The 15,166-nt window shown below is 45.4% G+C and carries 10 protein-coding genes; 3 read left to right on the plus strand and 7 right to left on the minus strand.

From position 1 onward, the window contains the following. Window positions 1-19 precede the first annotated feature (19 nt). Entirely contained in the window at window positions 20-1,879 is a 1,860-nt protein-coding gene (gene gatE / locus H729_RS09240) for a Glu-tRNA(Gln) amidotransferase subunit GatE (protein WP_020449744.1), read from the minus strand. Beyond that, entirely contained in the window at window positions 1,872-3,185 is a 1,314-nt protein-coding gene (gene gatD, locus H729_RS09245; protein WP_394295674.1) for a Glu-tRNA(Gln) amidotransferase subunit GatD, read from the minus strand. The genes gatE and gatD overlap by 8 nt, the downstream gene beginning before the upstream one ends. A 76-nt stretch (window positions 3,186-3,261) precedes the next feature. Between gatD and purD the strand changes: the two genes are divergently transcribed. Together purD and H729_RS09255 are read left to right on the plus strand one after the other, a co-directional pair. Beyond that, window positions 3,262-4,584, plus strand: a complete 1,323-nt coding sequence (gene purD, locus H729_RS09250) for a phosphoribosylamine--glycine ligase (protein ID WP_020449746.1) — start codon at window positions 3,262-3,264, stop codon at window positions 4,582-4,584. Window positions 4,585-4,697: 113 nt separating this feature from the next. Beyond that, window positions 4,698-5,318, plus strand: coding sequence for a translin family protein (locus H729_RS09255; RefSeq protein ID WP_048134133.1), 621 nt, complete (start codon window positions 4,698-4,700; stop codon window positions 5,316-5,318). On the opposite strand, the gene trxA is transcribed toward H729_RS09255, so the two are convergent. The 4 genes from trxA to pyrF all read right to left on the minus strand — a co-directional run bounded on the left by trxA (window position 5,315) and on the right by pyrF (window position 13,601). Continuing rightward, complete coding sequence (gene trxA / locus H729_RS09260) at window positions 5,315-5,638, minus strand: thioredoxin (RefSeq protein ID WP_020449748.1); 324 nt, start codon at window positions 5,636-5,638, stop codon at window positions 5,315-5,317. The two genes, H729_RS09255 and trxA, sit on opposite strands and share 4 nt — an antisense overlap. Before the next feature lie 89 nt (window positions 5,639-5,727). Next, window positions 5,728-6,432: a hypothetical protein gene (locus H729_RS09265; protein ID WP_020449749.1), complete on the minus strand. Its 705-nt coding sequence runs from the start codon at window positions 6,430-6,432 to the stop codon at window positions 5,728-5,730. A 56-nt stretch (window positions 6,433-6,488) separates the two neighbouring features. After that, complete coding sequence (locus tag H729_RS09270; RefSeq protein WP_020449750.1) at window positions 6,489-12,842, minus strand: carboxypeptidase regulatory-like domain-containing protein; 6,354 nt, start codon at window positions 12,840-12,842, stop codon at window positions 6,489-6,491. A 111-nt stretch (window positions 12,843-12,953) separates the two neighbouring features. Then, a complete protein-coding gene (pyrF, locus tag H729_RS09275) occupies window positions 12,954-13,601 on the minus strand; it encodes an orotidine-5'-phosphate decarboxylase (RefSeq protein ID WP_020449751.1) in 648 nt (215 codons plus the stop codon). Window positions 13,602-13,689: 88 nt separating this feature from the next. Here pyrF and H729_RS09280 point away from each other — a divergent pair, with 88 nt between their 5' ends. After that, the gene (locus H729_RS09280; protein ID WP_020449752.1) at window positions 13,690-14,745 is read left to right on the plus strand and encodes a radical SAM protein; all 1,056 of its coding nucleotides are present in this window, start codon (window positions 13,690-13,692) and stop codon (window positions 14,743-14,745) included. On the opposite strand, the gene H729_RS09285 is transcribed toward H729_RS09280, so the two are convergent. Beyond that, window positions 14,732-15,160: a NusA-like transcription termination signal-binding factor gene (locus H729_RS09285; RefSeq protein ID WP_020449753.1), complete on the minus strand. Its 429-nt coding sequence runs from the start codon at window positions 15,158-15,160 to the stop codon at window positions 14,732-14,734. The two genes, H729_RS09280 and H729_RS09285, sit on opposite strands and share 14 nt — an antisense overlap. Window positions 15,161-15,166 lie beyond the last annotated feature (6 nt).

A 15,166-nucleotide genomic window follows, 5' to 3' on the forward strand; every position in this document is an offset into this window, starting at 1 on the left:
TTAGGTGATGTTTAAACGGTTATCTTAAGAATTTTTCAATTTCCTTCTTAAGAAGCTCGCTGGCCTGTTTACCATCAATTTTTCCTCTCATTTCTGCCATCAGCGGGCCCATCAGCGGGCCGACGGCTCCAAGACCTTTAGATTTCACGAAATCAGCGCGTTCCTGCACAAGTCTTGAAACAATCTCTGCGGCATCATCCGCATTCATAAGAGATCTGCCTGCTTCTTCAACGGCGCATTCCACTGTCTTTCCGGCAATTACGGCCTTCAGGATATCTGGAACTGCATCCTTGGCAAACATGCTGCCGCTCAAGCCCTCAAAGACTGTATGGATCACATCGTCGGTTATGCAGGATATGTCGCTGCCGTCCCTTTCAAGCTCCGGAAGAGTGGAAAGCAGTGTTCTGGCAGCAACAGATGCAATTTCAGAAGTCACTGATACTTTCTCAAAGATCTCATCCTTTCCGTCCCTTACCAGCTGGGTAGACTGCTGAATATGGATAGCATACTGTGCAGCAATGCGCTCAGCTTTCTCTTTCGGCAGCTCGGGAAGATTGGCGAAGATTTCAGACATCATGGAGTCTTTGATCGCAATCGGCGGAACATCAGTCTCCGGATACATTCTGGCTGCACCGGGCAGAGGCCTGGAATAGACACTCGTTCCATCGGGTTTGGGATCCCTTGTCTCCTCCGGCACACCTTCCAATGCCACGTTGGCACGCCTGACGGCAGCAACGATGGCTGCAGAAGCTTTTTTCTCATCATCGGCACAGAGTGCAAATGCATCTTCATCAGAAAGACTGAGTTTCTTTCTCACGAGGTCGATGTATTCCTGTGTGATCCCATAGTTTGGAAGCTCATCAGAATGGAAGATCCCGGCTACACCCTTGGTTTTTGCATAGCCAGCCATCTCTGCACCAAGCCTCAAAGTTGAATCAGCGGATTTCATGACACCTGCAAAGCCAGGCAGAGCAACAGCGAAGACTTTGCCTTTCTTCTTGATTGCAGAAGCGATTATTTTAGACTCACAGGACTTGAAGTCTTCGGTGAGATCCATGTATTCCTCTGATGCTGGTTTTGTTCCCCTTTCCAAAAGTATTTCTTTAATTCTCAATAAAGACTTTTGTCTGTTTGCTTCGTTTTGCACATAAATGGGAAGCATGCGGAGTTCCTGAACACCTTTTATTTCTACCCTGGCTCCTCCAGGAATAGAGATGTTGAGATCCTCGCGTATGGTTCCAATGCCGCGCTTTACCCTGCGGGTGGCGCGCATGATCGAGCCTAACGCAAATGCAACTTCCTTGACTTCCTCTGCAGAGCGCATATCAGGACCGGTGGCTATCTCAATCAGAGGAATTCCGAGACGGTCGAGTCTGTATGTGATTTCCCCGGCTTTCGTCTCTACCTTCCTGGCAGCATCCTCTTCAAGACAGAATGTGGGTATTGAGATTTTTTTACCATTTATCTCAATATATCCATTCATTGCAATCATGGCAGTACGCTGGAACCCGGAAGTGTTGCTTCCGTCCACCACAATCTTACGCATAAAGTGAACTTCGTCAACAGGCTGGGCATTGAGAAGTGCAGCGACTGTGAGAACAATACCGAGAGCATCTTTGTTAGCACTGTGGGGAGGTTCCTCGTCCGCATCTACCAGACATGACACTCCTTCAGGAGCCTGATATACAAACCTGAGCTTCTTTTCTGCCTGCATAAGTGCAGCACGGTCGATCTCACCCAGTTCAGACTGGGTAGGCCTGAGCCTGCGGAAGAATTTCTGTCCCTCCTCATCTACAAGCGCTGTGGAGCAGTCACAGAACAGCTTTTTGGTGTCAAGCTGCTGATGGATTTCAATTCCGCATACTATCTCATCACTCACTAATATCCCTCCTGTCTGAGATTTCACCGCGAAGGTTTGTTCTCATCATCTCGGAAATCTTATCTGCATCTGAAGTCTGAGCCAAAACCCACATCAGCTTGACATATGCAGTTTCTGGAAGCATATCTTCTCCGGGAATTACTCCCGCAGAGATCAGATCTCTTCCGGTATTGTATACATTAAGATTGGTGCGGCCGTAAAGACACTGAGAGGTCATAACTACCGATGTACCGCCTTGTACTGCCGATTTTATTTCCTCTGCCATATCTGAAGATACGTGCCCCAGACCGGTTCCGGAGATTACGACTCCGGAACTTTCATGAAGAATCCTGCTGAAAACTGAAGGGCTCATGCCTGGGAAATACTGCAGCAAGGCAACGTTTGTCTCCATCTCAGTCTGCGCACAGACTTTGCTGCTGCTTTTCTTTCTATAATCTGCATGAAAATCAATGCCGCCCTCAAAGTCTACAGTAGCAACGACTGGAGAATTTACGCTTTTGAATGCGTCTCTCCTGGAGGTATGCATCTTCCTGACTTTTGTTCCCCTGTGAACTGCAGCAGAGGAGTCAGAAGATGAAGCATGCATAAGAACGAAGACTTCAGAAGCATCTGTATTCACAATAAACCTAGCTGCCGACACCAGATTCGTATATGCATCGGAAGACGGCCTGTCTGAAGATCTCTGGGCTCCTACGAGAACAACTGGTTTCGGCAGATCACCGAGCATAAATGCCAGAGCTGCGGATGTGTATCCCATTGTGTCGGTTCCATGAGGAATTATGCAGCCCTCCGCACCGGCATTGATGCGGTCTGCAGCTTCCTCTGCGATGGTCTGCCAGTTCTCTACGTTCATATTTTCAGAAAAGATAGAGAACAGCACCTCTGCCTTTACATCACAGATATCCTTGATTTCCGGAACAGCGGCCACCAAATCGCCTGCAGACAGAGCGGGATGTACCGCACCTGTGCGGTAATCCACATAGCTGGCGATAGTTCCGCCAGTCCCCAGAACGGATACAGTCTTCCCGCTGGAGTGCTGTTCCGGCCTGGGCTTTTTCTCTTTGGCTGCTCCCTTGGAGATCAATGTTACAGAGGATGATTCAGAAATCCTGATTCCTATGTTATAGCCATTTGATAGTTTAAGAATAATAATGTCCTCCAGACTAAATTCATGATGAGGCATTAACGTACCGACATACTCGCGTTCGCCGTTTCTGACGGACAGAGTGTCTCCTTCTTTGGCATCTAACTTTTTGATAAGTTCGGAAATGAAAGGTGAGTAACTCATTAGACCATTACGGCGCATGTCTCTCATCCTTTTTGAACTTCCCCCTTGAGCATCTTTTTTTACTTAGTTACTATTGTGGCTGATAGGATTCACCATGAAAGCTTTAGTAGTAGGTGGCGGCGGGCGTGAAAATGCTATCGCTGCGGCTCTGAACAGAAGCGGAACAGAAGTCTATTCTGTTATGAAAAACAACAATCCAGGAATAGCAAAAATGTCTGTAGAGTATGAGATAATTCCTGAAACAGACATAGACAAAGTTGCGCAGTTTGCATTAAAGCACTCCATCGACCTCGCAGTAATCGGGCCGGAATCCCCACTGGAAGCTGGATTAGTGGACGTTTTGGAAGATGAGGGCATAGGCTGCGTCGGTCCTACCAAGGCTGCCGCCCGTCTTGAGACCTCCAAATCATTTGCAAGAACAATAATGCGCCGGCACAAGATTCCAGGCAATCTCGATTTCGCTGCATTTGATGAATTCAGCAGAGCTAAAGCATATATTAAAGAAACAAACAAGGAGCTTGTCATCAAGCCAATAGGACTCACCGGCGGCAAAGGCGTCAAAGTAATGGGAGAGCATCTTAAAACAAAGAAGGAAGCTCTCGGCTACATTGAGGAAATTTTCAAAAACAACATAGGCGGAGCCGGAGTAATTCTGGAAGAAAAGGCCGTAGGCGAGGAGTTTACCCTCCAGGCATTTTGTGACGGCAGAAATGTAGTCCCCACTCCGCTGGTTCAGGATCACAAGCGTGCTTACGATGGCGACATCGGCCCCAACACCGGCGGCATGGGATCCTACACTCTGGAAGACCACGGCATGCCGTTCGTGAGGCCTCAGGACTACGAAGCAGCTTTAGACATCATGAAAAAGACTGTTGCGGCAATGAAAGATGAAGGCTGCCCGTATAAAGGAATACTTTACGGCCAGTTCATGCTGACCAGAGACGGTCCGCGTGTCATTGAGTTCAATGCAAGATTCGGAGACCCGGAGGCAATGAATGTACTGTCAATCTTGTCTTCATCCTTCACAGATATATGCTCAGGAATAGCATCTGGAAGGCTGAATGCCGACCGCGTTTCATTCTACAATAAAGCTACAGTATGCAAATACGTAGTCCCAGAGGGATACGGAACTGAACCAAAGGCAGGAAAAGAGATTACCATTGATGAAAAATCAATAGAAAACGAAGGAGCGATGGTATACTATGCAATGGTGGACAAGAAAGGAGACAAAGTGTACACCACCACATCCCGTTCTGCCGGAGTAGTGGGAATCGCTGATACTCTGGAAGAAGCTGAGAAGGTCTGCGAAAAGGCTCTCACACACGTTAAGGGAAGCGCCCTGTTCGTACGTCATGACATCGGCAAAGCAGAATTGGTGCAGAAAAGAATAGACCATATGAAACAAGTCAGAGGATAAGCTTAGAACTGCTGAACACACCGCAATTGGTGTGTCAGCCTCTCTTTTTACAAATCATGGATTGAAAAATTATACAAATGAATTAATACTCTCATATCTCTCTATATCAGCATATGAAAAACTTGGATGACGTGGCAAATACCATTGAAGCTAGACTTGAAGAAAAATATCAAGTTAGAGAGGTAGCAATCAAATCTGCTAGAGTAATTACACGTCTTTCAGGAAGCATTGTGCATGCCATTCACAGCGGCGGCGAAACTTCGCTGATGATGCATGAGGCTATTGATGAAACTCACCGCCTCAGATCTCTTTTGGATGCCTACCCTGAACTTTGGCATTCAGGATTGGTAGAAGGTGCACTGCAGGAACTCGCTGAGGCTGTGATTCTGATCGCACTCCTCGATGACAGAGACATCCCGGATCCTGATGATATGGGAATTCCAGTAAACGCTTACCTTCTTGGTTTGGCAGACACTGTCGGAGAGTTGAGACGCTTCGCTCTGGAAAAATTAAGAGAAGGCAGACCTGAAGAATCGGCTAAATATCTAGACATCATGGAAGAAATTTTCCAGATGATAATGATGTTCGATTATCCTGACGCTTTGATCTCAATAAGACGCAAACAGGACATAGCAAGGTCGCTGCTGGAAAAAACAAGAGGGGATGTTGCTGTTGCAATCAATTCTGCAAGACTGCAGAAAAAGATTGACAGCCTGTCCCAGAATCTGCATTAGAAATAATTTTTCATCCAGGACTCAATCTCATTTTCAGGCATGAGTCCTACACTCTGGGTTACAAACTCCCCGTCTTTAAATAACAGTAAGGTAGGGATGGCAGAGATGCCGTATTTTGCTGAAATGACGGGGTTGTCATCAACATTTAATTTCCCAAAGACCACATTTCCTGCATGTTTAACTGCAAGGTTGTCGATTATCGGTCCCATCATTCTGCAGGGTCCGCACCATGGTGCCCAGCAGTCGACAATTAATTTAGAATTTTCTTTGGTGATCTTTTCAAAGTTATCTTGTGAAATTTCAATTGCATTTTCAGACATTGATCTACAATAAAGATCAAACAGTATATACCGTTAGTCCCTGAGTCTAGCGGACAATAAATAAAAGGGAAAAAGGAAAGGGTTTAAGGTTACTTTTTGTGCTTTTTCTTCTTTCCGCGGTTGAAATACAGGTAGATAAAGAGTATCACCAGTACAACGACCAGAATAGACAGCACTATGGAAATTATTCCCCAGCCACCGTCACCAGTATAGAATGTGCCCTTGGCAGACAGCTGTTCAGAATCACCAAAGCTGATAAGTCCGCTGTATTTCTCGTCAATGACGATTTCATAGTTGTGCTGACCTCCTTTGAGTGCTCCTGCATTTACATCCAATGTCAGCTTAGTTGCTTCATCAGATGCTTTTATCTCAAGCATGTCGGTACGATACAGTTTGCCGTCAATGTAGAGATTGACAGGCACTTCTACACTCATTCCTCCTGTATTCTTGACATTTACAGAGACCTGGTAGACATTGATTACGTTCATTGTGTAGGTCCTTGTAAGTTCTCCGCCAGTGATTTCAGAGGAAGTTATCTTGACAGTTATCGTATCGTTTCCAAGATTTTTTGATGCGGTATATTTGAATGAGAATGTTCCGTCTGTGGTGCTTCCTGTAGCATTGGAGGAACTCCCATTTATTTTACCGCTGCTGGCTTTTACATCGTAACTGTAGCTCTGAAGGTTGTCTACTGTCACTTTGATTGTTTCGTCTCCTTCGGGGGCTACGAAATCCATTCCATCAAATGTTACCTTGTAGTCTTTGTCTTCGGCTCCCAGTGCAGCATTTGTCACCGGCAGCGCTATAAGACAAAAAGTTAGCAGCAGTGCGAACACTGCTGCGGATGCGATTACCTCTTTCTTCTGCGTCCAAACACCCCCTTGTTTACGTTAACGATTACAATAGCCACCAGAAGCAGCACTATAAGCGCTATAACGATCCACATTGAGTTCGGCATAGCAGGTGCGGAATCAGAAGCTCCTGAACCTTCGTTTATGGTGTCTCCATCAACTGTAAGGTCCGCGGTAGACATCTTAGCTGATTCGTTTGCAACCTTTGAACTATCGTTTTCAGATGTAACCCTCAGATTGACAGATACATCATTTCTTGCATTTTCTCCGCGCTCCAGAGTAACTTCGACAGTCTTGACTTTGCCGGCTTCGAGATCAGATATTGTTTCTGAACCGAGCTTTACAGTCCATCCTGCGCTCTCGATCTCACTCTTGTTCAAGAGCTCGACTTTGTAGCTGTCAGTGGTGTTGCCAGCGTTTTCAACTTTGAAGTTGAACTTCACGGTTGAACCGTCAGATGTTACCTGTTCCACGGTAATCTTAGGTGCATTGTAGGTCGGGTTGATCTTTACTTCGAGTTCAACGCTGGACTCTCCGGCACCGACTTTACCCAGTGATTTTATGTTTAACATTACCGGGTCATGATCGACCAGAGCGCCTTCAGGCGTCTCAACTGTTACTCTGAATGTACCAGTCTGACCGGCTGCAATGGAGATTGTTTCTCTGTCGATTGTTACTTTCCAGTCTTCACCTGCTGTAGAAGTGAGTTTGTACTCATCATCAACGTTGCCGGTGTTTGTGATTGATACATTGAATGTTGCAGTGCTGCCTGCAGATATGGTCTGTGAAGCTCCAGTGTTGACAGTGTAACTGCCGCGTTTCTGAAGCTGCATGTTGACATCAACAGTGCTTGATCCGTCATCGCCTACACTAAAGCCGGTGTATGCAGAGTAAACATTGGTTATTCCTCCGCTGGTCGTCTGAGCTGTGGCTTCTACAAGATATTCACCGTTTGGAAGAACCAGGGTGTTTGATGCAGATGCATTTCTGAAGATGTATTTTGCACCATCAGACACTGTCAGAGTAACACCGCTTGGAGCGTTGTTCAGCCTGAGTGTTACGGTCTTGCCTGTTTCGAGCACAACATTCATTGTTGTGTCGCCATCGGCGGAAACTTCGAAAGTTCCCATGTAGACAGAGCCGTTGTTTACAGCATAGAGGCTGTAAAGACCAGGAGCAAGATCTACAGAGTACCTGCCGTTGCTGAACTCCACATTGTAGCTGTCCCTCTCAGTAGCTGAGTCGGACAAAGCGATGATCTGGTAGTTTGTCCAGTTGAGGTTTGTGGTACCTGAGACGTGTGCAAGGTAGTCAGACTTGGAGAGGTTGATCTCTAGAGTGACTTTTGATGTTCCCACAGTAAAGTTCTGGTCTGCAGAGTATGAAATGTACTTTCCAGAGTCGCTGTCTAAGCTGTGGTACTCAAGCGAGAGTCTGTAATTGCCTGTTGGAAGGTAAAGCGTAGTCAGGCTTCCTTTCTCGATTGAAGTTTCAATCCTGTGTCCTGCGCTGTCTGTTATGTAAGCAGTTACAGTCTGTGAGCTGTCTTTCAGAGATCCAGTGATCTCAGTTGCTTCTGATAGTGCCAGTGTCTGCCTGCCTGAGCTGCTGACATTCATTGTTGCAATTGCTGCATACTGTTTGTTGTCATCATCTTTTACAGAGGCATATACTGTGTAGCTTCCAGGTGCAAGGTAGACAGAGGAGGTCAGTGAAGACCCGGTGCTTACGGATTTGTTTTCAGTTCCAAAGAACTTGATAGATCCGGATTTGATTTCTCCTACACCAGTAAGTTCTACAGTTGTGTTGTAAACGATTGGCACATCAATGTCGTAAACAGTATACGCACCTGCGCCTACTGTCAGTGAATCAGAGTAATAGTACTTTGATTCGTTTTCAGTGATGTTGCTTTCAATTGTGACTGTGTAAGTTCCTGGACTGAGGTCTACAGAGTAGCTTCCACCAGTCTGGACTTTAACAGTTTCAGAACTTCCAGATGAAGGTTTGAAGTTGATTGATGTATCAGCTGGAACTCCTGTGACATGTCCGGTTACTGTCACTTTCTCAGATGTCATCGAGATTGTGCTCATTGAAGGGCTGCTTGATTTCACATCTTTGGTGTAATCGGAGTAACCGTATGCTTTGATTGTAACTTTATAATCACCAGATGGAACTGGAAGTGTAAACTTGCCGTCTCCGTCAGTGGTGGTAAAGAGTGTATGACCGTCTTTGGAAACGCTGACTGTTGCACCAGGAATTGCTGTGCTTCCGTCCTTTACGGTTCCGGTCAGGCTGATTCCGTCGGCTTTGAGGTTAATCTCATCATTCAGACTGCCCCAGTAGAAGCTTGAGCCAGATGATGCATAGACCTTGTAGCTGCCGTTTGGAAGCAGTACACTGAACTTGCCGTCTTTATCAGTCGTCAGTTTGTGATATGCGCCGTTGGAACCCATCACCAAGAGGGTTGCATCTTCCTGGATTGAGCCGTTGTTCTTTACAACTCCCTCATGGACCGTGGCATCTCTCAGATCAATGTTGTAGCTGCCGGAGAAGTCTTTGGTGGAGAGTGTACCGAAGTATGCTTTGTCTCCAGAGTATGCGTAGACGCTGTATTCTGTATCCTTAGGCAGGGTCAGGGTGAATGATCCGGTTGTCTGGATTTCAGCAGAGTAAACTCCGTCTTTTGATTCGATCCAGAGTGTCTTCTCGGATTCTCCACCGGTGATGCTGCCGGAGACTGTTGTGTAATCTTTGACAGTTAGTTCCAGACCAGATACCGGCTGTGAATTAACTTCGACCACCTGTGTTCCGATATCCATTCCTTCAGCAATCAGCTTGTAAGTACCGACAGGCACTTTCTCGAAGGTGAAGACACCGTTGTTGTCTGTGTGGGCACTGTAGATCTTACCAGTTGAGGTGTTGAGCAGTGCCAGCTCCAGATTCTGAGCTGATGAACCATTGTCCAGTTTGACTGTACCAGATACGCTTAGAGCTTTTACAGCAATGTCCAGATCATAGTTTGCTCCCAGTTTAACATTGAAACTAGAGCTGTATGAATATTCATGGCCGTCGACTGTTGATATGAGCGCATAATCGCTTCCTGGAGCAGCTACGAATGAGTAGTTTCCATTTTCATCTGTTTTAACAGTTGAAGTGAAAACAGTCTTTGAGCTGTCAGAAGAGTCAGACTGTGAGAGTGTTACATCATGATCGGCTATGACTTCATCGTTTCCGTCAAAGCGTCCGTTGCCGTCCAGATCCCAGAACAGCTTTCCAGTTACTGGAGAAGCGTAAACCTGATTGTCACCGTCTGCTTCGAATTCTTCTTCCCACATTGCCTGTTTGTATGTGACTCTGTATGCAATGCGGTCGAGTTCTTGTGAACCAAGCCCGGTCTTAGAATCGATTGAACCGATGGAGTAAACAACTTCTACACCGTTCCAGTCGTCATCTGAGTCACCGTACGGGAGATACAGGGTGTATTCACCGTTTTCATCGGTCTCTACAGTCTGATGGACTATGCCCATATCATCGACTGCAGAAACATGCACGCCCTCAAGAGGCAGGCCATCGATTTCAGATGTTACTGTGCCTTTCAGAACTGCGCCGTTATAGTAATCCAGGATTACAGCTCCGCCGGAGTTTGTATACCTGGTGAGATCCACGGTTCCGGTTTCTCCTGTTTCAGGATCTTTCCATTCACCGGCATCGATCTTCTCCTGAATGTTCTTAGCTTCTTCAAGAGAGATCACTTTCCAGTGTTTGTTGAACTCAGCCTCGGCAGCATCGTCAGCATCGTCAGCTAAGACGTACGGGTTGTAATAGGCTGTGTGATAGACCTGTTTGAAGTGTGCCAGACCCATTCCTGGGTTTCCACTTGCACCTGAAGATCCCATGTATGATTTGTAAAGTATTGAGTTGTAGAATGTGTCTGTGTAAGACAGGACGTATGAAAGTACAGTGTATCCTGATGGTATGTCATTTACATCTACAATTGAGATTGATGATGTGCTTGGATTGTAAACGTAGGCAGAGATTGTATAGAAGTCTGTTGGAGCTCCGGTATAGGAGTCAAGCACATAATCAGACAGTGAAGCTGCTACGTAAAGGACACCCTGAGACTGATAGCCAAGCGGGAATATGCTGGAATCAAACATGAAGTATCCAAAGTCCAGATTGGTAGCGTTTTTGATATCGCTGTAGATCTGAATCAGATCGTCAGATGAAGCCAGTTCGTGAGCGGCTACTGCATATTTTGCATTGATGGCAGACAGATCGTTTGTGCGGTGTCCGTATGTGTCAGGGTCATCGAGAACTGTCTGAATGTAGTTGGAGGGGTGCTCAAAGATGTCTGTGAGTTTATTGGCAAGATCCTCGCCCAAGATGTTTCTGATCTCGCTGGAGAATCCATTGTGTTCTGAGTAATCATACTCTAAGGCACGAATTACCAGAAGTGCAATTCCCTCATCTTCGCTCTTTGCAGTGAGGAAAGCGCTTGTAAACTCTGCATCAGTGTACATCTGTGAAGATAAGACTGGATGTGAACCATTCTGTACAACCTGCGGTCCGTATCCATTCCATACCATTACAGCCGGTTTATCGCCTATATTCACAATTTCTATATCTTGTCCCGCCAGCCAGTCAAGCGCTTGTGCCAGATATGAATCTGAAAGCGTCAGGTAATAGGAGAATGCACCTAAGTACCACAGGCTGCTGAGATCGTCATAGGAATCTATGCCGCTTGGATGCAGGAAGTCAGGCATAGCATCGAACACGCCTTCGTCATATTCTGCTTTGTCAGAATATGGTATGGCTGCATCGACTGCGCCCCATGCGTTCGGCACGAGGATCATTACAACTATGAAAAGCACTCCTACGACATGCTTCAAGTTGAAAACTTTTCTGAGGTTGTGAAGAGGATTTGACCAGAAGCCTACGATGTTTCTGGAGATTTCCTCGAAATGTAATTTATTAATTATGTATCCAAGCACCCAGGCTGATGCGATAGCAAAGACTGGTGTTGCAAGGTAGATGAATCCTGAAGATACTGTTGCAAGGTACATGCTTAACACGGCTGCAACTGCAGAGAACACCAGAACAGATGAAGCGCTCTTGCGGATCTTCAGTATTGCCCAGGCAGCTCCGATCAAGGCAAGCCAGAAGGTAACTGCACCGAAGGACAATACGTACTTCGAGAAGGATTCATTTGATAATGAGATTGTATTGAATATTGAATAATCTACACCGAACAGTACTGAACTCAGCAGTCCAGGCCAGACAAAGTGTACTGCTACAAGTCCGACTACAAGGACAACGAGCATAACCGGTATTGAAAGAATCCAAGGCAGCTCCTTGGAGAATATTGCAATTAATCCGATTACGATTGTTCCTAAGAACAGTAAGAAAGCAGGTGTAAATGTGCTCATAAAGCCGAGCTGGTAGTATAGAGGAGCAATAAACAGGAATGTAACTCCAAGCATAACCACCATGGAGATAAACTCTCCAGTAAGGTCGGTATTTTTGAATCTGTTAATAAATGCCTGAACAAGGAAGTAGATCAGGATGATGGATACTAGATACGTATATCCAGTCCACATGAAGGCAACAGCCGCTAAACATGTACCGGCCATGACTGCAAAGATAAGTGATCTCTTATTGTTCAGATGTTCTTTAAATCCGGATTTCCAGGAACCTACCACATTTGAGGCCTTTGAGCTCTGCAACGAACGGATCATAAAGTAAAGCGCGAATGTTGCAAAGAATAGAGCCATACCGAAATAGTCAGCTTCAGAGAATACTGTTTTAATGATGCTTCCAGACATTATAGCGTAAAGGAAAGCAGCCATCAGACCGACTTTCCTGTCCAATAATGTTTTTCCGATAAGGTATATTGGAATACAGGCTAATGCTCCCCAGATTGCAGAGGAAAATAGCAGAGCATATGCTGATGCATCATTTACGGCCATGCCGGTAATAGCTGAAATAACCTGTCCGGTTATGGCCACTGACCAGTCATACAATGGTGGTATCGGGTTGTCCATTCCGATTGGATAATTGAAGGCCCCGTCCCAGAGAAGATGAGAATGTTGGCTGTTGATATATTCAATAATGTGTTGATGTAAATAAGCGTCATAACCACCAGCAATCAAAAAGCCTCCATCCACAGAAGTGGAATAGCCAAAGTAGCTACGCACAAACAGTGCTAAAAAAATGATAGCAACTAAGATCAAAACAGCACTCCAGCGTCCACGCAACCAATCTTTAAAGCCGTGTGAACTGGAAGTATTGCCTCGATTAGGCCTCTTCAAATCCCATCTAAGCCGCTCTGCCGGCTTACCTTCGTCTGATTCCATTTATAAGGTCTCCTAGGTAGAATCTTCCACTCATCCTTGGAGAGCTATTTATAATCTATGCTCTCGCTACAGCTAGAAAAGTAAATAGAAAATGGTTTCTCCCGAGTAATCTTAGAAACGCAGAGCCTTAATCTCATCAGCCAGCTTCTGAGCGGCATCCTTTGGATCACTGCTTCCATAGATTGAACGGCCCACGATTACATAGTCTGCACCGTTTAAGACAGCATTGGATGCTGAACCTCCCTGGGCACCTACTCCCGGCGAGAGAATCAAAAGACCTGGAGCTGATTCTTTAATCTTCTTTATTCTTTCAGGCCTGGTAGCCGGGGCGATCAATCCAGATGCTCCGCATTCAGCGGCCATAGCCGCAAATTCTTCTGCGTGTTTGGCAGTGAACTCCTGTCCTCCAGGATGAGACATTTCAGTAACAACGAATACATCCCTGCCGCCTGCTGCGCTCACACATTCTTTCAGTGAGTCTGTGCCGGTAAAGGCATGGACTATTACGCCTGATGCTCCGCGTTTTACTGACTGCTCGATAATCAGCCTGTCAGTATTAGGAATGTCTGCGATCTTGAAATCACAGATTACATCAGCCTTTTGAGAAAGTGTAGTAATTATCTCAGGGCCGGCTGAGAGGATCAGCGGCCAGTTTATTTTAACCGCATCAATAATGCCGCACACTTCATCCAGAACGTGCAGCGCTTTGGGCACATCAGTTTCATCCAAAGCTAAGATAAGACGGGAATCCATTTTCATTTGATCAGGATGTAATTACAGTTAGTATATTTGACCTGATCCCTGCCGGACGTGTGATGATATATACATAATAGGTAACTTCGGGAGCATGAAAACTGAGAAGATGGAGGCCGATTCCATCTATACAGGCCATCTTCCAAAAGGCTGTGTAATGTGCAGAAAGGGCGCTAAGCTAGTGCTGCTGGTATCAGGACGCTGCGATTCTGGATGTTTTTACTGTCCTCTTTCCTCCAAGAAGAAAGGAAAAGATGTCATTTATGCAGATGAAAAACTAGCATCATCCGATGAAGATATAATTTTCGAAGCGGAATCAATCGATGCTGAGGGTACTGGCATCACCGGCGGAGATCCTGTTAAATCACTGGATAGGACAATTTATTACATAGAATTATTAAAAAATCATTTCGGAAAAAAACATCATATTCATCTCTATACAGCATCACTTGATACAGATGCTTACAGCAGATTAGAAAAAGCTGGTCTGGATGAACTCAGGATACACCCGCCTGTTGAAAGATGGGGAGAACTGCCGGAACTGGAAGATTTCATAAAAAATACAAAGATGAGCATCGGTTTTGAAATTCCTGCCATTCCTGGAAAAGAAAAAGAAATTCGGGATCTTGTCAAATTTGGAGAAAAGGCAGGACTTGACTTTATCAATTTAAATGAGCTGGAATTCTCTGAAGGCAACTGGGATGAACTGGAAAAAAGAGGATTCTCTGCCAAAGATGAGATATCTAGTGCAGTAGGGGGAAGCGAAGAGCTTGCTTATGAAATAATAAAAACTGCAAAGATGCCGGTTCACTACTGCTCATCAAGTTTCAAAGACGCCGTGCAGCTGAGACAGAGACTTAAAAGAAGAGCATTGAAGACTTCTCTACCTTCAGACATAATAACTGAAGACGGAACGCTGCTGAAAGGAGTTGTTGAAGGCGACCCTGATAAAATTATTGAAACTCTGAAAAATGAATTCGAGGTACCTGAAGAACTGATGCATTTTGATAAAGAAAAAGAAAGAATCGAAGTCGCGCCGTGGATTCTGGAAGAGATCTTTGAGGATCTCCCATATGATTCCTTCATCGTAGAAGAATATCCTACAGCGGACCGATTAGAGGTTGAAAGAGAACCGCTTAAGCGACACTGATGCTCTGAACATTGTGGTGTCTATTAACGATATCTCTGGCGAGTTTAAGATTGCGTCCATTTTTACCGATGGCGCGTCCTTTCACTTTAGGATCGACAGTCACTGTGGCATGCAGAACATTACCACGGGACTCGATCTCTACTTTCTGGACATTGTAGTTGTAAAATACATTCTTGATGAATGTTTCTGGATCATCAGAGTACTCAACAACCTGAATGTTTCTTCCAGTCTGATTTTTCAGACGAATGACGTTTTCCCCGCCTTTTCCCACAGCACGGTTGGCCTGGCCGGGTTCAACAACGAACACCAGCTTGTCCTCTGCTTCCATGCAGTCTTTCACTCTCGTTTTTGTTACCTGTTCAAAGAGGTTTATGTAACGAAGAGTATCCTCGGTAAATGTTATTTCCGTTGGCATATTTCA

Origin of the sequence: Candidatus Methanomassiliicoccus intestinalis Issoire-Mx1 (genome assembly GCF_000404225.1) — an archaeon.
GTDB lineage: Archaea > Thermoplasmatota > Thermoplasmata > Methanomassiliicoccales > Methanomassiliicoccaceae > Methanomassiliicoccus_A > Methanomassiliicoccus_A intestinalis.